Source organism: Nonomuraea sp. NPDC049480 (assembly GCF_044465905.1).
Taxonomy (GTDB): Bacteria; Actinomycetota; Actinomycetes; order Streptosporangiales; family Streptosporangiaceae; genus Nonomuraea.
Genome location: NZ_JBITMD010000003.1, coordinates 65,613 through 83,928 on the forward strand (window position 1 = coordinate 65,613; position 18,316 = coordinate 83,928).

14 protein-coding genes and 2 pseudogenes are annotated in these 18,316 nt (G+C 67.4%); 4 read left to right on the forward strand and 12 right to left on the reverse strand.

Going from position 1 to position 18,316, the window contains the following annotated elements; genetic code table 11:
* Window positions 1-10 precede the first annotated feature (10 nt).
* The 5 genes from ACIBX3_RS10050 to ACIBX3_RS10070 form a co-directional block, all read right to left on the reverse strand.
* Window positions 11-985, reverse strand: coding sequence for a helix-turn-helix domain-containing protein (locus tag ACIBX3_RS10050; protein WP_397115171.1), 975 nt, complete (start codon window positions 983-985; stop codon window positions 11-13).
* Window positions 986-1,755: 770 nt separating this feature from the next.
* Complete coding sequence (locus ACIBX3_RS10055) at window positions 1,756-2,454, reverse strand: ABC transporter ATP-binding protein (protein ID WP_138711356.1); 699 nt, start codon at window positions 2,452-2,454, stop codon at window positions 1,756-1,758.
* Window positions 2,451-4,307 (reverse strand): ATP-binding cassette domain-containing protein, encoded by a 1,857-nt coding sequence (locus ACIBX3_RS10060; RefSeq protein WP_397115173.1) that lies wholly within the window; start codon window positions 4,305-4,307, stop codon window positions 2,451-2,453. Before ACIBX3_RS10060 ends, ACIBX3_RS10055 begins: the two co-directional genes overlap by 4 nt.
* Complete coding sequence (locus ACIBX3_RS10065) at window positions 4,294-5,151, reverse strand: branched-chain amino acid ABC transporter permease (protein ID WP_397115175.1); 858 nt, start codon at window positions 5,149-5,151, stop codon at window positions 4,294-4,296. Before ACIBX3_RS10065 ends, ACIBX3_RS10060 begins: the two co-directional genes overlap by 14 nt.
* 12 nt (window positions 5,152-5,163) lie before the next feature.
* On the reverse strand, window positions 5,164-6,372 hold the full coding sequence (locus ACIBX3_RS10070) for an ABC transporter substrate-binding protein (protein WP_397115177.1): 1,209 nt from the start codon (window positions 6,370-6,372) through the stop codon (window positions 5,164-5,166).
* A gap of 215 nt (window positions 6,373-6,587) precedes the next feature.
* On the opposite strand from ACIBX3_RS10070, the gene ACIBX3_RS10075 reads away from it, so the two are divergent.
* The gene (locus ACIBX3_RS10075; protein WP_397116364.1) at window positions 6,588-7,550 is read left to right on the forward strand and encodes an MBL fold metallo-hydrolase; all 963 of its coding nucleotides are present in this window, start codon (window positions 6,588-6,590) and stop codon (window positions 7,548-7,550) included.
* Between the two features lie 13 nt (window positions 7,551-7,563).
* Complete coding sequence (locus ACIBX3_RS10080; RefSeq protein ID WP_397115179.1) at window positions 7,564-9,162, forward strand: FAD-dependent monooxygenase; 1,599 nt, start codon at window positions 7,564-7,566, stop codon at window positions 9,160-9,162.
* A gap of 174 nt (window positions 9,163-9,336) precedes the next feature.
* On the opposite strand, the pseudogene cutA reads toward ACIBX3_RS10080, so the two are convergent.
* Both cutA and ACIBX3_RS10090 read right to left on the reverse strand, forming a co-directional pair.
* Window positions 9,337-9,522: pseudogene (gene cutA, locus ACIBX3_RS10085) on the reverse strand (divalent cation tolerance protein CutA); the annotation flags it as partial.
* A 69-nt stretch (window positions 9,523-9,591) separates the two neighbouring features.
* Window positions 9,592-10,221: a GntR family transcriptional regulator gene (locus ACIBX3_RS10090; RefSeq protein WP_397115181.1), complete on the reverse strand. Its 630-nt coding sequence runs from the start codon at window positions 10,219-10,221 to the stop codon at window positions 9,592-9,594.
* A gap of 22 nt (window positions 10,222-10,243) precedes the next feature.
* Here ACIBX3_RS10090 and ACIBX3_RS10095 point away from each other — a divergent pair.
* Both ACIBX3_RS10095 and ACIBX3_RS10100 read left to right on the forward strand, forming a co-directional pair.
* Window positions 10,244-10,495, forward strand: a pseudogene (locus ACIBX3_RS10095) (fumarylacetoacetase); the annotation flags it as partial.
* Window positions 10,496-10,679: 184 nt separating this feature from the next.
* Entirely contained in the window at window positions 10,680-12,125 is a 1,446-nt protein-coding gene (locus ACIBX3_RS10100; protein WP_397115183.1) for an aldehyde dehydrogenase family protein, read from the forward strand.
* 155 nt (window positions 12,126-12,280) lie between these two features.
* Here ACIBX3_RS10100 and ACIBX3_RS10105 read toward each other — a convergent pair whose 3' ends face one another.
* The 5 genes from ACIBX3_RS10105 to ACIBX3_RS10125 form a co-directional block, all read right to left on the reverse strand.
* A complete protein-coding gene (locus tag ACIBX3_RS10105) occupies window positions 12,281-13,777 on the reverse strand; it encodes an alpha/beta hydrolase domain-containing protein (protein ID WP_397115185.1) in 1,497 nt (498 codons plus the stop codon).
* A gap of 501 nt (window positions 13,778-14,278) precedes the next feature.
* Complete coding sequence (locus tag ACIBX3_RS10110) at window positions 14,279-15,253, reverse strand: helix-turn-helix domain-containing protein (protein ID WP_397115187.1); 975 nt, start codon at window positions 15,251-15,253, stop codon at window positions 14,279-14,281.
* 51 nt (window positions 15,254-15,304) lie between these two features.
* A complete protein-coding gene (locus tag ACIBX3_RS10115; RefSeq protein ID WP_397115189.1) occupies window positions 15,305-16,024 on the reverse strand; it encodes an SDR family NAD(P)-dependent oxidoreductase in 720 nt (239 codons plus the stop codon).
* Complete coding sequence (locus ACIBX3_RS10120; RefSeq protein ID WP_397115191.1) at window positions 16,021-17,058, reverse strand: 2,3-butanediol dehydrogenase; 1,038 nt, start codon at window positions 17,056-17,058, stop codon at window positions 16,021-16,023. Before ACIBX3_RS10120 ends, ACIBX3_RS10115 begins: the two co-directional genes overlap by 4 nt.
* Complete coding sequence (locus ACIBX3_RS10125; protein WP_397115193.1) at window positions 17,055-18,308, reverse strand: MFS transporter; 1,254 nt, start codon at window positions 18,306-18,308, stop codon at window positions 17,055-17,057. The genes ACIBX3_RS10120 and ACIBX3_RS10125 overlap by 4 nt, the downstream gene beginning before the upstream one ends.
* Between the last annotated feature and the right edge of the window lie 8 nt (window positions 18,309-18,316).

The following is an 18,316-nucleotide window of genomic DNA, read 5'->3' on the forward strand; positions in this document are numbered from 1 at the left end:
GGAGCTTCGGTCAGGTGGCTGGCATTCCCGCCGAACGGAACTGACGCGGTGAGACGCCGTACGCGATCTTGAACACACGGGAGAAGTGCGGAGCATCGGGCAGACCCCAGCGCGCTCCGATCTCGGACACGGACCGGCCTGCGTGCACCGGGTCGACAAGCATCCGACGACAATGCTCCAGGCGACGCGTGCGGATCCAGGACGACACGCTCATGCCCTCCGTGCTGAACAACTGGTGCAGCTGCCGCACCGAGATGTAGTGCGCGGCGGCGATCTGAGGCGGCGCGAGCGATTCGTCGTCGAGGTTCGCCTCGATGAAGTTCTTGATCTGGTTCAGCAGCCTTCGCCGAGGCTCGTTCGTCCCTTCCAACCCGACGTCGAGCTCGGTCGCGAACAGAGTGGTGACCAGGTCGATCGTGGTATGCGCGAGCCGCAATGCAGCGCCGCCGTTCAGCGACTCGAAGTTCTTCGCCATCCGGAGCAGGAACGGGCTGATCACCTGGCACATCGCGCGGTTCGCCGGCAGTCTGGTTGCCGTCAGCTCGCCCAGGTCCGCGGTGGGCAGGTCGATCGAGGAGCGGGGGAACATCAAGACGATGTGCCGCATGTTGTCGTCCGATATGAGTGTGTACGGCCTCGTCGTGTCGTAGAGGGAGATGTCGCCGGGGGTGAGCAGCGCTTCCTTGCCGTCCTGGAGCAACAAGCTGCTGCCGCGTAGCTGCATCGAGAGCTTGTAGTAGTCGCGACTCGAATTCGTTACCAGTTCCGGGGTTCGGAACACCGAGTGCTGACTGACGCGGATGTCGAACATGGCGAGCCGGTCGATGCGCTTGGCGCGCAGTTGCCCATGGAAAGAGTCGGGCCGGTCGGTCTGCACCTCCAGCGGAACGAAGCTCTCGGAAACGTGCGTTCGCCACTCGTGGAAGTCCGAGGTGAGGTAGCTCTCGACTCCATGTCGTGAGCGCGGTGTTGAACCCACCGTCATGAATCCTCCCGGTCCGATTGCTCGAGTCCACTTTGCACCCTCGATGTGACCGGCGACACAGTCTGGCACAACTTGCTCCTGCGTGCTAAAAATCCTGCACGGTGAGACAAGTTCCCAGGATCACCTCTGAAGTATTGGAAGTGATCTTGCTAGGGAGCAAATGATCGTGGGCGGCGTCGATAGTCCACCGTATACTACGATAAGTGATCATTCGTGTACTCTGGCGAATGTGGCTGTGCCGGAGCGTCGTCCGTTGCGGGAGCTGGTGGTCAGGTCGCGGGAAGCGGCCGGTGAGCTGCGGTCGACCGGTGCGGGCAGCATGCTGGGTGAGCTGGTCAAGGCGGTGCCGGAGCGGGCGTTGGGATCCGGGCTGACCGTGCATCTGGGCTATGCCACGGAGGCAGTACTTCCAGCGGATCCGGCACCGCACCGCCAACGCGGCCTGGCCGGTCGGAAAAGTTCTCCGCGAACTGCAACACGCTGACCAGCGCCAGCACAACTGGCGCAAGACCCCGTCGGCCATCAGCTGGAAACCAGCCGGCGAAGACCTCTCGCAGAACACTCCCGCCAGCCGGTCCCGGACCCACATCGCCGGCGTCGGGGACGGGTTCGCAGCCCACGCTGCCCGCACCGTCTCCACCGGGATTAACCGACCGATATCGCCAACCATCGACACCGCCCTCACAGACGAGCGCGGTCGACTCCTGCCAGCCAGGCATCCCGCAAGCCCGAGATCACCAGACCACCCCGAGATCACCAACAGCATCCGATCAATGATCCGTCCCCAGATACGTGCGTTGGAGCCGTTCAGGGTCTTCCACCAGAACTGATGCCGGACCCCGGTAGGTCAGCCGGCCTCCGGTGATGACGGCCGCCTCGGTCGAGATTCCGAGAGCGAGCTGTGCGAACTGTTCGACCAGCAACACGCCCATACCGTCCGCGGCGAAGTCCTTGACGAGTGGCAGGAGCCGCCTGAAGACCGCAGGGGCCAGTCCCAGCGACATCTCGTCGACCAGGAGGAAGCGGGGTCGGGTGACGAGCGCGCGTGCGAGCACGAGCATCTGCTGCTCTCCGCCGGACAGGAGGGTCGCCGCGCTGTCATGACGCTTGCGGAGCTCGGGGAACAGCTCGAAGGCGCGCTTGATGTCCGCGGATGAGCGCGTGGCGACGCGAAGGTTCTCGGTCACCGTCAGGGAGCCGAACACTGTGCGGCCCTGCTCGACGTGCACGATCCCCAGTCCCCGTCGACCGACCTTGCTGTGCCGGGTGATCTCCTGGCCGTCGCAGGTGATGGAACCCCGCGCGACGTCGACCAGTCCGGAGACGGCCTCGAGCAGGGATGTCTTCCCGGCTCCGTTCGGGCCGATGAGTGTCGTCACCTCACCCCGTCGGACGGTGAGGGACACGTCGGTGACGACGCGGCCACCTGCCCGGTCGACGCAGACCTGCTTCAGCGTGAGCTCGCTCATGTCGACTCCTCCCCGAGGTAGGCCCGCATCACCTTCGGGTCATTGAGGACGACGTCTGGTGTCCCGGCAGAGATCACGCGTCCGAAGTCGAGGACGACGAGTGACGTGCAGACCGATCGGACCATGTCCAGGTCGTGCTCGATCAGGAGGACCGCCGTGCCGAATCGTTCGGGGACCGCCTGGAGGTGGCGCCCGAAGCGGATGTGTTCCTCGTGCGACAGGCCCGCGGCGGGCTCGTCGAGCAGGAGCACCCGAGGACCACTCAACACGTGCGCGGCCACCTCCACGAGGCGGCGTGTGGCCAGGTCGACGTCGGAAAGGAGGGAATGCGCCGGCGGGCACTCGAAGTGCTCGAGCGTCTCATCGATCGCCGCACGATCAGGACGCCCGTGGGCGACCATGCGCACGTAGGCGCCCACCCGAAGGCCCGGCGGAACCCGATCCTGCTGGAATGTGCGACGCAGACCTGCCCGTGCCCGCGGCGTCGGCCGCAGGCCGGTCACGTCACGGCCACCGAGCTCGACCACTCCGCGCTCGGAACGGGTGAACCCGGTGAGGACATCGACCAGTGACGACTTCCCGGCTCCGTTGGGGCCGATCAGCCCGACGATTGCGCCAGTGGGTATGTCGAGGTCGACATCGTCGAGGGCGGTCACCGCACCGAATCGCAAGGTGATGCCGCGAGCCGACAAGGCCGGCCCGTGCGTCGCTGACGGCCCGGTCGGTATCCGGAGAGCCGGACGATTCGCCTCGGAGTGGGCGGTCGGCGAGGGTGCTGCGGTCACGGGTCCTCGTTCGGTCAGGTGCGTTGCCTCTGGTACCCGGCGTCTACGGAGCCGGCTCAGATTGTCCCCGAGGCTGTTGCCCGATGCGACCGCCTGAATGCCGGCGAGCCCGAACACCACCAGGGCCCAGTCCTGCGGAACGCCCCAGATGCGCAGCAGTTCAGGAATGCCGACCCAGAGCACGCCGCCGACCACCGCTGCGACGACGGCCTGCGCGCCCACCACTACCGCCAGGACGTACAGCGTGAGCGATGCGGTCGGTTCGAAGCTGCTCGGGTAGAGGACGCCGACCTGTCCCGCGGTCACGCCGCCGCTGATCCCGGCCAGGAGCGCGCTGAGACCGAACGCCGAGGTCTTGGCGAAGGGCACGTTGACGCCGGCCGCCGCAGTGCCTCGCTCGGAGTAGGCCACGGCGCGCCAGCTCGAACCGAGGCGCGTTCGCCCGAGATAGGTGACCAGGACCACTGAGGCAATGAGGACAGCGGCTGCCAGGACGAAGTAGTCCGGGTCGGATGCCGCCGCGTTCGGCCGACTGATGAAGAGCCCGTCGTTGGTCCCCGGGAACTGGGTGAGTCCGAGGGTCTGTCGAGCTGCCGCCGCGAAACCGAGAGTGACCACGGCGAGGTTGACACCGCGCAACCGGAGGGCTGGGAGGCCGATGACCACGCCGACGAGCCCCGACGCTATGCCGCCGACGGCGATCCACCCGATGAGCCCGCCGGGTGCCTGCCAGATACTCAGCTGGGCCACGACGACCGCGCCGACCGCGGCGAACGAGAGCTGACACAAGGAGATCATTCCGGCCCGTCCCGAGACGACTCCGATGCCGACCAGGGCGATCGCGGCTGCGACCACGGTGATGCCCAGAAAGATGAGGTACGGCGAGAGTGCACGACTGGCCACGATCGCGAGGAGCAGTGCGACCACTGCGCCTGCGGCCGGCATGAGCGGGTGCCGGCCGAAGTCGAAGCTGCCGACGAGCCGCGCCAACGGATTGCGGCCCTGCGCGTCGCGAGACTCGCGTCTCGCCTGAACGGCCGCGGCGCGACCGGTATCAACGGGCGACATCCCACACCTGATTTCTCTGGCTCCACAGCAGGAGCACGAGGATGACCGCGAACGGAATCCAGAACTTGAGGACAGACAGCTGGTTCGACTGGGCGAGGGCGCCCTGCAGCATGCCGAGCCCGATACCGCCCGCGACTGAGAGCCAGATGGACCGGAAGGCGCCGACCAGCGCGGCGGCGGCAGATGGCACCACGAGCATCGTCAGTGAGTACTGGTCGTTCGTCTGGGTCGGCGCGACGAGGGCGACCGCCACCGCCGCCACCACGCCGGTGGACAACCACACTGCGACGGTCAGAGACCTGGCGGGGACCCCCAGCAGCTCCGCTGTCGACGGTCGCTCCGCCAGCGCCCGGAGCAGTACTCCGGCATCGGTCCTGCGCAGCACCAGGTGCGCAGCACTCGCGACCGCGACCGCCAGCAGGCACATCACCACGGCGATCCACGTGACCACCGTCCCGCCGAGGTCGACCGCCGCACCGTGAACGAGCGGCGCGAAGTTCTTGGGTTTCGTGCCGAAGGCCATGAACGACGCCGACAGCGCGAGGAGCAGTGCTGCGATAGAGACTGCGGATCGGTGCGTGATGTCCGCCTCCGGCATCCAGTGTGCAAGCACTGCACCGAGGATGCCGGAGGCCGCCGTTGCGACGGCCACTCCGAGAAGCACGGCCAGAAGGGCCGGCATTCCATGGTCCGCCAGCGTGACTGCTGTGTAGGTCCCGAACATGGCCAACGCGAGCTGGGCGAAGTTCACGACCCGGATGAGCTGCGCCATCAAGGTCAGGCAGACGGCGATGGTGGCGTAGAAGCCGCCCAACGCCAGTCCGCTCAGAGCTCCTGAGATCATCGACTGCTCAACTCAGCCTTGGTCGACAATGAGCCAGTTGTCGGCGGCGTTCCGCCACGAGCCCTTGTCGAGGACGATCGGCCAGCCGGCGTGGTTCGGCTGGTGGCTGTTGCCCGGCCCGAACTGGTATGGCGTGCCGACCATGGCGTTCTCGATCGGCGCCATCTTCTTCAGTGCCTCGGTCACCGACGTGCGATCGATGTCGCCCTTGATCGACTTGAGGATGTCGACGAAGTACGTGGCTGCGAGGTATCCGCCCTGTGAGAACGACGTCAGCGCAAGCCCTTGCTTGGTCATGAGCTCGCGCCAGTCCTTGTTCGCTGTCGCGTTGGTGTCTGTGAAGGGGAGGAACTCTGCCGGCACGTAAATCTTCTGCCCCGCCGGCGCGGCCTTCGCGAACTGCTCGGAGTACACCGAGGTCAGGAACAGCCAAGTGATCCCGGTGACGTTCTGGGCCACCGCGGCCTTGAGCATGCCCAGGGCATCCGGTTCGACGAAGTTGGCGAAGACGGCGTCGCAGCCCTCCTCCTTGACCTTCACCGCCTGGGGCGTGTAGTCGGCGTTGCCGTAGGGCACGGTGTCGTCGATGTAGGCCAGCTTCGCGCCAGTCGCCTTCGTCCAGGCGTCGATCGCCGACTGATAGGCGGGCTTGGAGGCTCCGGTGATCGCGACGAAGGCACAGATCTTCTTGACGTGCAGCTTTTCCGAGCCGAACGTCAGCGTCATCTGTGAGTCGAGGTAGGGCCCGGCGTTGACCGGGGCCATCACCGGGCTGTTGAAGCATCCTGGCCCGACCCCGGTACCGACGATGCTCATGATCTTCTGCTGCTCGTAGAACTTTCCGTTCACATCACAGTCGACCAGGCTCGCGCCGCCCACCATGGCAACGGCATTCTTGCTGGTCACGATGTCTCGCGCTGTCTGGGTTGCGGTCGCCGGGTCCGCCTTGTCGTCTGCGACGACGTACTGGATCTTGCGTCCGCGGATCCCACCCGTGGCGTTGACCCCGTCGAACACCGCCTGCGCCGCCGCAGATGCCTCGGGAAATGTCGCCGGACCGCTGAGTGCGTTGATGGAGCCGACGACGATGGGTTCGTCCGCGGATCCTGAACCACCACCACTGCCGCATGCGGCGAGAAGCAAAGCTGACGTTGCGGCAGCGGCAAGGGCCGAGACCTGATTCTTCATGTGGAGCCTTTCGACAGGACGTCGGATGTCCATCGGGGCCAGCGTCGCCGCAACGTTAGGAACACCGTGCGCTTCCAGGCTTGGCGCAGCGGGTAGGGAACTTGGCCCAGCGGGCACGACCCCATCTGCATGCCGGCTGTGCTTCACAGAGCCGACGACTCGTGGTTATGGTCCTACTCGTAAAAGGTTTTACGAGTAGGACGGCGGGTGCCAAGATGCCCCCCGTCACCCGAACAGATGGGATCGGCATGGCCGGCAAACCCTTCGCGTCCTCGGCGGACATCAGTGCGAAGCAGCAGACGCTCGAGGTGCTCGCAGAAGGGGTATACGCCCTGACCGCGGAGGGCGACCCCAACGTCGGCGCCATCGAGGGCGAGGACTTCCTGGTCTGTTTCGAGGCGCTGGCGACGCCGACCGCAGCACGAGACTGGCTGGCGGAGCTCAGGAAGCACACGGACAAGCCCGTGAAATACCTCGTCCTGTCGCATTACCATGCGGTGCGCGTCCTCGGTGCAAGCGCGTTCGACGCCGAGGTGATCGTGGCGCACGAGAACACCCGCCGGCTGATCGCCGAGCGTGGCAAGCAGGACTGGGCGTCGGAGTTCGGGCGGATGCCTCGCCTGTTCAAGGATCCCGAGTCGATCCCGGGGCTCACCTGGCCGACGGTGACATTCACCGACCGGTTCACCATCGATCTCGGTGGTGATCGCGGTGACCTCGTGTTGCAGTACTGCGGGCGCGGCCACACGGCCGGCGACATCGTCGCGTGGTTGCCCTCGCAGAAGATCCTGTTCGCCGGTGACCTCGTGGAGGCCCAGGCGGCGCTGTACACCGGAGACGCGTTCCACCGCGACTGGGCGGCGGCGACGCTCGACAACGTTGCTTCCTTCGGAGCCGAACAACTGGTGGGTGGCCGTGGGGCTGTCGCGCGCGGTGCGGAGGCCGTCAGCGCGGCGATTGAGCAGACGCGCGGCTTTCTCACCACCATGATCGAGCACGTCGAAACCGTCCAGAAGCGTGGTGGCACCCTGAAGGAGGCGTTCGAGGCGACCCACACAGCGTTGGCGCCGAAGTTCGGGCACTGGCCGATCTTCGAGCACTGCCTGCCCTTCGACGTCGCGCGGTTGTGGGATGAGCTCTCCGGCACCGACTGGCCCCTCATTTGGACCGCCGAGCGCGACCGCCAGGTGTGGGACCTCCTTCAATCCTGACGGGACGCACACGATGAATCAGCACCAACCCGTGCTCGTCCTCGGAAACGGGCCCGTCGGTCAGACGGCGGCCCTTCTTCTCGCTCGCTGGGGGATCCCCGTCGTTGTACTCGACGGCCGCCCCGCTCGCGATCTCGTCGGATCCAAGGCGATATGCCAGCAACGCGACGTCCTCGACATCTGGGAGAGCGTCGGCGTGGGAGCGACTCTTGCGGCCGAAGGCGTGACATGGACCCGGGCGCGCACGTTCTACCGCGATGACGAGCTGTTCACGATCGATTTCGAGGACCCCGGCGCCTCGCCGTTCCCCCCGTTCGTGAACATCTCCCAGTGCCGCACCGAGGAGGTCCTCGACGATCAGATCGAAGCCCAGCCGCTGATCGAGGTGCGCTGGGGCCACCGCGTCATCGCGATCGCGCAGGATGCCGAGGGCGTGACCGCGACCTGCGAGACGGAAGCGGGGGAGATCGAGGTTCGCGGCAGTTACCTGCTGGCCTGCCCCGGAGCCCGTGGTGATGCCATCCGGGAGATGCTCGGGCTCTCGTTCGAGGGGCACACCTTCGGTGACCAGTTCCTCATCTGTGACCTGCGCACCGATCTTCCGGGGTGGGAGCGCGAGCGGCGGTTCTACTTCGACCCCCAATGGAACCCGGGCCGGCAGGTGTTGATCCATCCATGTCCGGACTCGACCTTCAGAATCGACTGGCAGGTGCCGGAGAACTTCGAGCTCGCGGAGGAGGAGCGCACCGGAGCGCTCGATGCCCGCATTCGCCAGATCATCGGCGACTGCGACTACGAAATCGTGTGGAAGTCGGCGTACCGCTTCCACTCGCGCGTGGTGAACCGCATGCGGGCCGGTCGTGCTCTCCTGGCCGGCGACGGAGCACACCTGGTGGCGCCCTTCGGCGCCCGGGGCCTCAACTCGGGCGTGCAGGACGCGGAGAACGCCGCGTGGAAACTCGCCTACGTGCTCAACGGGTGGGCGCCTGAGTCACTCCTGGACACCTACCACCACGAGCGACACGCGGCTGCCCTGGAGAATCTGGAGGTCACCGGAGCGACCATGCGCTTCCTGGTTCCGCAGACCGAGGAGCAGTGGGAGGACCGCAGGCGGACTCTCGAAGCCGCGCGTCACGACACGGACGCCCGTGCCCGGGTCGATTCGGGCCGGCTGGCCGAGCCGTTCTGGTACGTCGACTCGCCGCTCACCACGCCGGACTCCCGCGGCCCGTTCGCCGGTCGGCCGGCCAAGGGCACGATGCCCACACCGGCGCCCGGTGTGCTGATGCCGGACTTTCCCGTGCGCGGCGCCGACGGTGGCGAGACGCACCTGCGCCGACTCCTGCGCGACGGAATCACGGTGCTCGTTGGCGCGGCGTGTTCGCCGTCGGTACTCGGCCAGGCCCGCGAAGGCTCCGTGGGTCCGGTTCAGGCCTATGCGTTCGCCGACCTGTCGCCCGCCTTGGCGGGCGTCATGGGCGCAGAAGCCGCCGAGGTCTGGGTCGTACGACCCGATGCCCACGTGGCCGCGGTCCTCCGTGACCCATCGCCGGCCGAGCTCACTCGAGCGCTCGACCGCGTACTCGCACGCGGTCTTCCCGTCACCGCCTGACCATTCCCACCCTTCGACCGACCCGGAGGCACTACGCCATGGCTCACTACCAGCGTGTCGGCAACGTTCCGGCCAAGCGCCACACGCAGCACCGAGACGGAAGGGGGCGGCTCTACTACGCTTTTCAAGAGCGGCGAGTCGCGTGTTGACCGTGAGAGCCGCGAGCTTCCAGGCGCTCGTCTCCTCGATCCCGCTTTCCCAGCGGATGATTCTCGTCACAGGCGAGAGGTCAATGGAGGCGGCGAGTCCGGCACGGAGAATGGCGTGCGCCAGCTCGACGGCCTTCTCCTTACCTTCGATCGTCGTGTGAACCTCGATCAGTTCCGCCATGAGGCCATCCTTCGCGGAGGTGGGGATCATCACCCTATCTGCGGGATGCGCTAACGGGCTGACTTCGTGACAGGCAGCGGGTAGGCGACTTCGAGCGCATCACCGCGCGCTATGAACTCCTCCATGAGCAAGGGACGATCTTTGTTCAGAGTAATTCTGGTGATGTGCAGAAGCTGGGTTCCTGGAACGGCTTGGAGAGTGTCGGCCCAGGGCATGGGCGTCCGGAAGCGAGGCGTCGTCCGCCCATGGGGTCTCCGCCGCAACGCTGAACGGGAGAAGGATTCGGTGGAGGCGGCGCGTATCTCCGCAGCTCTGCATGACGGAGCGGACCAGCATGGGTTCGCCGGTGGGAATGCCTAGATAGTCGGCATGCGTCACCGTGGCGTTCTGACGGACGACGGACGGCGTATCGAGGTCCTGCCACGTCAGGTCGCACTTGTCGGAGTAGCCCTCCGGCGACTGGACCAGCCCTCTGTCATCGCTACACGCGGGCCGCGCATGCGTGGAACGGACGAACGTCCCCAAGGGTCGCTTGACCTCGACCAAGCCCGCCGTCTTGAGCTCGTTGATCGCGTTGCGGATGGTGGGGCGGGATAGGCCGAACTCCTCCGCTAGCTGCTGCTCAGAGGAAAGCGGCTGCCCGGCTGGGAAGGTGCCGTCAAAGATCCGCTCTTTGAGGTACTCGGCAACCTGCTTCCAGCGGGAGACCGGCGTCTTGATCTCCACCATGTGCGGCTCCTAGCTGGGGTGCGACATCCAAGCGTGGGAGTACGTGCCCCTCGGTCCGTTCCTGGGAAAGTCGTTCCACACATCGATCTCGCCGCGGATCGTGCCGCTGGCGGCCTTGGACACAGCGAGGGTCGCCCCGCCCGCGCGGGACCCGCGGCCGGCGGAGTACCTGGACGACAGCAGCGGCTCTCCGTGGGGACTCGACGTCCGCCTCGACGTGGCCTTGAACGGGCACGTGATCTCGCGCCCACCGTTCGCGTCGATGTACTGGACAGGGGGCCTGGGCGAGGTACGCGGCCGGATCACCGCCGGCTGACACCGGGTAGCCCGACGCGGACACCGGGTAGCCCGACGCGTTGCGGCCATTGCCAACAGGTCGGCACGCAGATCCAAGCCCCCACGTTCGCCGCCTACCGATACTGGGCCGGACATCAAGTTGTGGGCGACAGGAGAGCATGATGACCGAGAAGCTGTTCATCGAAGGTGAGTGGGTGTTTGCGTCGGGCGGGTCCTTCGAGACTTTGGATCCCGCCACCGGCGAGACGATCACGGAAGTCGGAGTCGCCTCGCGAGGCGACGTCGACGCGGCCGTGGCGGCCGCGCGCGCCGCGCTGGGGGGCGCCGATTGGACCGGGCTCCTTCCGGTGCAGCGTGCAGCGCTACTCTTTCGTCTCGCCGCCCTGATCGAGGAGAACGCCGAGGAGCTGGCCCAGCTGGAGACGCGGGACCAGGGCCAGCCGATCGGCATCTCCCGAGCGGTCTCCGTCGCCGGCGCCGCGGAACACTTCCGCTACTACGCCGGGTGGGTGACCAAGGTGCAGGGGACCGTGAACCCGGTTTCCTTCCCGGAGACCCTGCACTACACCAAGCGCGAGCCCATCGGAGTCAACGCGCTGGTCACGCCCTGGAACTTCCCGCTGATGATCCTGGCCTGGAAACTGGCTCCGGCCCTCGCCACCGGGAACACCGTGGTGATCAAACCCAGCGAAGTGACGCCGCTGACCAGCCTGCGACTCGTCCAGCTCTGCGCCGAGGCGGGCTTCCCCCCGGGCGTGGTCAACATCGTCACCGGCGACGGGTCGGTGGGCGAACTGCTGAGCCGGCACCCCGACGTCGACCACCTGTCCTACACCGGCTCGACAGCGGTCGGCCGGCGGATCACGATCGCCAGCGCGGAATCCAATCTCAAGCGGCTCACGCTCGAACTCGGCGGAAAAGCGCCGAGCATCATCGCGCGCGACGCCAACATCGACGCGGCTGTCGGGGGGAACTTGCTCGGCGGGACGCTGAACACGGGACAGGTGTGTGCGGCGTACACCCGGTTCTACGTGGACAAGGCACGTGAGGCGGAGTTCGTCGACAAGCTCGCCGCGGGCATGGGTTCCCTGCGCCTCGGACCTGGGGCCGACGAGTCCACGGCTCTTGGGCCACTCGTCTCCAGCCGGCACCGCGACCACGTCGATCGTCTCGTGCGCACAGGCGTGGAGGAGGGTGCTGAGCTGGTCACCGGGGGGAGCCCGGTCGACGGTGACGGTTACTTCTTCGAGCCGACGCTGTTTTCCGGAGTGAACGACGAGATGACGATCATGCGCGAGGAGATCTTCGGCCCGGTGCTCGCGATCACGACGTACGACGGTGACGCCGAACTCGACCACCTGCTCGCCCGCGCGAACGACACTGAATATGGCCTTGCCGCGACGATCTGGACGAAGGATCTCGCGATGTCGCAGCGGCTCGCCAACGGCATCAAGGCCGGTGCCGTCTTCGTCAACATGCCGCCAATCCCGGACATGGCTGCACCGTGGGGCGGTTACAAGGCCTCGGGATGGGGCCGAGAGATGGGTCCGTGGGCGATCGACGCGTACACCGAACTCAAGTCCGTCTGGCTGCACTACGGAGGTTGACGACGCCGGCTGGTGGGACGGAGGGTGACGGTTGCCACCGTTCATCGACCGAGGTGAGCGGGGCCGCGTGCGGAGCACTCGGATCCACGTCGTCGGCCGTTGACCCGGCAATGGTGCGGCCTCGCCACGCAGACTGGCGAGGCCGGAACCACCTCTCAGCTCCCTACCGAGGATCGGGCGGCTTCAGATCGGATTGCCCATGCGTCGCGAGGGAGCACGTAACCATCCTGCTTTGCCACCTTGAGAGCCGCGTCGACCTGCTTCAGGTACCGCTTATGGGTGCCATACATGTCGTGAAGCTGGTCAGCGGAGTAAGGCACGTGTGCTCCGACCAGGAAGCACAACCCGGCGCCGATGTTCCCGGCATGGTTGGCACTCGTCGGTGCGGTGAAGCTCGGCAGTCGAACGCCACCGACCACCTGTCCATCCCTGTCGCGCGCGATCGAGCCTGCCGGTGCGCGGTCGAAGTACGAGCTGGGGGCGGCTGGCTTACCGGTGGTGACCCAGCGGTTGACGGACTCGACAGCGGCATTGAGGACGACCTTGGTGTTCACCGCACTGAAATAGGGCTTGATCGCGCAGTCACCGATGGCGCTCGAGAACGACAGCGGTCCTGACGGCCCCATGATCGACTGGTCGCGCAGAACCATCCGATCGACATAGGTTCCAGCGTCCAGTGAGGCGTGGGACGACCCGGCGACCTCCCAGTGGCGCACGAACGAGGACCCGACCGTCTTGGCGGGAAACATGGTGGACCACGCCTCCGAGTCGACACTCACTGCCGGTGTCCGCAGGTCCGCGCGCAGTCGGCTGGCGCGATCGAGGAAGACGAACCCATCGAAAAACCCGTACAGAGGCTGAATGGCGTTGTAGTAAGTGCTCAAACGGCCTGCTGATTGCGACTCGCCCATGGCCAGGACGCGCTTCACCACCCGACCGGGAAGCGGCTGCGCCGGTGCCTTGTTCGCCTTGAGCGAGGCCGCGACCTGCGTCATCACGTCCCAGGACAGGGGGTCGACTTGGGCGCAATTCGGCATGCCGCATACGTCAACGGGACCGTTCGTGGCGGGATCTGTGTTGTCGGCAGCCACGTCGAGGTCACCGTAACGCGCTGGGCTCCAGCGCTTGAGCTGCTCGACGCCGACCCGCTGCGCCGACACCACCGCGACGGCGTACCCGGCACGCATCAGGTGGTCGTAGGACTCAGCCCAGGCGAAGTCGATGTCCTGACCCACCGTCACGTTCGCCCACTCGACGACCAGGGTTCCGTTGAAGGCGCCCGGCCGGGGAGTACGGACGAGCACACGCGTCTTGTAATGCCACCCTGCGTCGATGATCTCGGCTGTCTTGAGCGAGTTGGAAACAGCGCCGCGGTAGCGATGAGCAGAGCCTTCGGCGTAGTACTCGCGCTCCGAGTAGCCGTATTGCGACAGGTCGACCGCGGCAGCGGCGAGGGGCGTCGTATCCGGAACGTTGACCGGCACGAGTACTGCCTTGGACACAGTCATGTGGTGTGGGCCGGCGTCCGAATGGGCGACACCCATCGCGGGGCTGTTGGTCAGCGCGATAAGCGCCAAACCGATCCCCAAGCCTCGGATCAGGGTGGTGAATCGCCGCTCAGCGATTCGTGACCGTGAGGGATTGATCGTCATTCACCTTTACCTCTCGATCGAACACAGGCCGAGCGCGCGCTGGAACAACCAGCCCGTATCAGAGCGCGGCCACTCGAGCATTTGCTTGATCCTCTGTCCACGACCGCGCGCGAGGTTGGTCGGACCGTGCAGGATGGTTGGCCCTGCGCGCACGTTCGCGACACCTCCGGACCCCGCAGGTGGAGTGGGCATGCGCGAGGAGCTTCGGCGTCGCCCTGCGGGGGACGTCAAACCGCCCCAGAGCTGCGTTGGCTGAAGACCGTCGGGGTGAGCGTCTGGGGAAAGGCGCACGTGATGCGTCAGGTGGGGACCGGGAAGGCGAACGCGAGCGAACCGTCCGAGGACGCGGTGGGACGGCTCGCTGGCCGACCTGGCCCAGGCGCTGCGTGACCTGCGCCGGCGCGCCGGCGCAGGTCACGACCGGATGCCGGGACACGCCCCGGCTCATGTGGGCGAACCTTGCCCGCACCGCTCGCGCTACGGGAGGCGTGTCTCCTCCGTTTACGCGATCGGCTTCGTCGTCTCCCCGCGGGCCTCGCTCGGGGTGAGGCTGAACCTGGCGCGGAAGAGGCGGGCGAAGTGGGCCTGGCTGGAGAACCCCCACCGGTGCGCGACGTCGGCGATCGTGGTCCGCCGCGCCCCGGGTCCGGTGAGCTCCTGATGCGCCCGGACCAGGCGCCGCTCCATGATGTACCGCGCCGGCGACCTACCGGTCGACTCGAAGATCCGCGCCAGATGCCGTACCGAGATGCCCATGACCCCGGCCACCTGAGAGGCTCCGAGACAGGGGTCGTGCAGGTGGCGCTCGATGTAGTCCTCGGCCACGATGAGCTGCGACTGATAGGCGTCGGGCCCCGTCCGCCCGCCCGTACGCTCCTCGGCGAGCTGCCTGAGCAAGTCGAGCACGGCACGTTCGGCGTCGCCGGGATCGTGCCTGTCACGCAAGGCGGCCAGCCCGCCGAGCAGGGAGCTCAGCGCGGCCACGAGCGCGCCCTCCCGCGCCGTGCCTCGCCCGAACAGCATCGGCCCGGGCAATCCGCCTCCTACGCACGCCTGCGCGAACAGGTCACGTGGCACGTCCACCAGAATCTGCCGCATGGGGGAGGAGAACCCGAACAGGTACGGCCGGCGCGTGTCGTAGACGACCAGTTCGCCCGCTGTGGCCGCGAGGCAGCCGTTCTCGTGCAGGAACACCGCCTCCCCCTTGACCAGCAGGGTCGCGAACACCGAGTCCTTGGGCGTCGATCTGACCGTCTGCGGGCTGCGCTCGATGGCGTGGGCGTTGCCGGCGATGTCGGCCAGGCGCAGCTCGCCCAGCTCGATGTTGGTCTGCCTGGCCAGCAGGCCCTGCTCGGAGTAGGAGGTGCAGGACAGGCCCACCAGCGCCTTGCGAGTGTAGTCCTCCCAGTAATGGATGCGCTCGGAGGGTTCGACGTGCTCGGTGGTGGCCTGGGAGATCACGGAGAGGGCGGACATGCGACCTCCTGGTGTTCGTGCATGTCAGGGGAAATCAGCTTAGGTGACGGGTCACACCGCCAGGTAGCCCCCATCCACAGGGACGACCGCGCCGGTGACGTATGAGGCCGCCGCCGAGCACAGGAAAGCCACCACCGAGGCGACCTCGCCCGGCTGCCCGAGACGCCCGGCCGGGATGCGGGCCAGGACCTGGGCCGTGGCCTGGGGATCGTCGAGCACGCCCCGGGCCAGCGGGGTGATCACGAAGCCGGGCGCGACGGCGTTGACCCTGATGCCGTCGGCGGCGTACTCGGCCGCCAGCGACTTGGTGAGCTGGGAGACGCCGCCCTTGCTCGCGCTGTAGGCGGGCCGGTCCCGGCTACCCGAGAAGGCGAACATGGACGAGACGTTCACGATGGCGCCGCCATTCTCGGCCAGGGACGGGCGGGCGGCCTGGCAGGCGACCATGACAGCGGTGAGGTTGATCTCGATGACCCGCTGCCAGCGGGCGAGGTCGTACTCCTCGCGGTCGTGGCTGACGCCCGCGCAGTTCACCAACGCGTCCAGCGGCTCGCCCGCAGACAGCAGGCCGGTCAGCCCGGCACGATCCAGCACGTCGTGCTCCACCACGCGGACGCGCGGGTGGCCGGGCAGATCGCCGGGGTCGGCGGGCGGCAGGCCCAAGGCGGTCACGTCGGCGCCCAACTCGGCGAGGAGCACGGCCGTGGCCGCACCGATCCCCGAGGTGCCCCCGGTCACGAACGCCCGCCGCCCCGCGAACTCCCCGCTCACCACCGCTGCTCCCCAGGTCGTACCAGCACTTTGACCTGCTCCTGTCCGCGCAACAGCGCCTCGAATCCATCACGTACGACGTGCTCCAGAGGGATGGTGGAGGTGACGATCCCGGCCAAGTCCACGCCCTCCTCGGCCACCATGCGGATCAGCTCCGGATAGACGTCGCGGTATCCCACGCTGGTCATGATCGTCTGCTCGTTGTTCACCAGGGCGAAGGCGTCCACACTGACCGTGCCGGTCAGACCGAGCAACATCACCCGCCCGCCCCGCCTGGTGGCGGCCAGGCAGGCACGCAGGGTGTCCTGTGAGCCGACCACCTCGAACGTGACGTCCGCCCCCTCGCCGCCGGCCAGGCCGGCGAGGTCCGCGCCGGTCTCGGCGGCTCCCAGGCGCAGAGCCATCTCGCGGCGAGCCGGGGACCGGTCGGCGGCGACGATGCGCCCGGCGCCGTACCGTGCGGCGAGCTGGGTGACGAGCAGCCCGATCGGGCCCAGGCCGAGAACGGCGACGCTCTCGCCGGGGCGGATCCCGGCCCGGCGCACCGCGTGCAGGGCGACGGCGGCCGGCTCGAACACCGCTGCCTGCTCCAAGGAGACCGGCTCGGGCAGCCGGTGCAGCATGTACGCGGGCACGGTGGCGTGCTCGGCCAGCCCGCCGTGCCCCATGAGCCCGGCGAACCCGAAGTGCCGGCAGATGTTGTACTCCCCTGCCAGACACCGTGGGCAGCGACCGCACCGGTAATGCGGCTCCACCGCCACCCGGTCCCCCGGGACGAGGCCGGTGACACCGCTGCCGATCTCGGTGACGGTGCCGCAGAACTCGTGCCCCAGGATGAGCGGAGCGGCCACGCCGGACTCCGGGTGTGCCTCGCCCACGGGGACGGCGTGCGGCCCGTCGGCGTATTCATGAAGGTCGCTGCCGCAGATTCCGCAGTACGCCACCTCGATCGTCACCTCGCCGGGGCCGGGTGGCGTCACCGGGACGTCCTCGACGCGGACGTCCTTGGCCCCGTACCAGAGCACCGCCCTCATGCGGCCGCCCGGCGGCGCAGCACGGCGGGAGCCGTCTCCTTCAGCGCGAAGCACAGCGCCACCACGACCAGCGCGCCACCTGCGGCGATGAACATCGCGGCCTGCAGCCCCCACTGGTCGGACGCCCAGCCCGCGACCATCGGTCCGAGAAAGCCTCCGGCCAGCTCGCCCACACCCATGATCACGCCGAGCGCCGTGGCCAGCGCGCCGCGCGGCACCGTCTCGGCCGGGATCGTGGCCATGAACAGCGTGAAGCAGCCGAGCCCGGTGTAGGTGACCACCATGATCGCGCCGAGCAGCACGGGGCTCTCGACGTAAACTACGGCGAGCGGGCAGCACACCGCGAGCACCGTGAACCCGATCAGCGCCGGTTTGCGACCGATCCGGTCGGAGATGGCCGGGGTCGCGAATCCCCACAGCACCCACGCCACCCCCAGACAGGTCATGACGCCACTCATCGTGCCGGGACTGAAGCCCTTGACCGAGGTCAGATACGTCGGGGTGAAGGTGATGATGGTGACGAACCAGGTGAGGTAGCAGCAGGCGATGAGCATGCACACGACGATGTTGCGCAGCTTGAGCACCTCGCCCAGCGGCACCTTGACCGCTGCCGCCTTTTCCTGGGGCGCTTTGGCCGGCGTTCGCGGAGACCGCTCGCGCACGAACTTCCAGATGAGCGCGGCCATGACCAGCCCAGGGATGATCGTGACGTAGAAGGCGACGCGCCAGTCGTATGTCTCCGCGATCCACACCACGACCAGCGGCGCCAGGATGCCGCCGAGCAGTCCTGCCGACGAGCCCTGCAGCAGGCCCATGTTGAGGCCCCGGCGGCTCTCCCGGGACGCCTCGACCATCAGAGACTGCGCCATCGGCAGCACCGCGCCCTCGGCCGTGCCCATCAGCGCCCGCGCCACGAGCAGCCCGGCGAATCCGCCCATGAGCCCGGACGAGGCGGAGAACAGCGAGAACAGCACCACGGTCACGATCAGAATCGGCTTGCGCCGGCCGAGCGCGTCGGACAGGCGGCCGGCGAACATGCCGGCCAGTGCCCAGGTGAGCGCGAGCACGCCGGAGAGGGTTCCGAGTTCGGCGTTGGACAGGCCGAAGTCTTCGTTCATGTACGGCGCCAGGAACGACAGCGCCTGACGGTCGAAGAAGACGAACCCGAAGGACAGGAAGAGGATGACGAGCAGGCGGATCTCGTACCGGTCGGCCGCGCGGGCTTCCGGCGCTGCAGTGGTGTCAGTCATGACGGTCT

Bases quoted from the DNA above. Each gene is read 5' to 3' on its own strand.
- ACIBX3_RS10105 (WP_397115185.1), bottom strand. From the start codon at position 13,777: ATGACGATCAATCCCTCACGGTCACGAATCGCTGAGCGGCGATTCACC.
- ACIBX3_RS10075 (WP_397116364.1), top strand. From the start codon at position 6,588: ATGGCCGGCAAACCCTTCGCGTCCTCGGCGGACATCAGTGCGAAGCAG.
- ACIBX3_RS10070 (WP_397115177.1), bottom strand. From the start codon at position 6,372: ATGGACATCCGACGTCCTGTCGAAAGGCTCCACATGAAGAATCAGGTC.
- ACIBX3_RS10050 (WP_397115171.1), bottom strand. From the start codon at position 985: ATGACGGTGGGTTCAACACCGCGCTCACGACATGGAGTCGAGAGCTAC.
- ACIBX3_RS10125 (WP_397115193.1), bottom strand. From the start codon at position 18,308: ATGACTGACACCACTGCAGCGCCGGAAGCCCGCGCGGCCGACCGGTAC.
- ACIBX3_RS10090 (WP_397115181.1), bottom strand. From the start codon at position 10,221: ATGGTGGAGATCAAGACGCCGGTCTCCCGCTGGAAGCAGGTTGCCGAG.
- ACIBX3_RS10100 (WP_397115183.1), top strand. From the start codon at position 10,680: ATGACCGAGAAGCTGTTCATCGAAGGTGAGTGGGTGTTTGCGTCGGGC.
- ACIBX3_RS10110 (WP_397115187.1), bottom strand. From the start codon at position 15,253: ATGTCCGCCCTCTCCGTGATCTCCCAGGCCACCACCGAGCACGTCGAA.
- ACIBX3_RS10120 (WP_397115191.1), bottom strand. From the start codon at position 17,058: ATGAGGGCGGTGCTCTGGTACGGGGCCAAGGACGTCCGCGTCGAGGAC.
- ACIBX3_RS10055 (WP_138711356.1), bottom strand. From the start codon at position 2,454: ATGAGCGAGCTCACGCTGAAGCAGGTCTGCGTCGACCGGGCAGGTGGC.
- ACIBX3_RS10065 (WP_397115175.1), bottom strand. From the start codon at position 5,151: ATGATCTCAGGAGCTCTGAGCGGACTGGCGTTGGGCGGCTTCTACGCC.
- ACIBX3_RS10060 (WP_397115173.1), bottom strand. From the start codon at position 4,307: ATGTCGCCCGTTGATACCGGTCGCGCCGCGGCCGTTCAGGCGAGACGC.
- ACIBX3_RS10080 (WP_397115179.1), top strand. From the start codon at position 7,564: ATGAATCAGCACCAACCCGTGCTCGTCCTCGGAAACGGGCCCGTCGGT.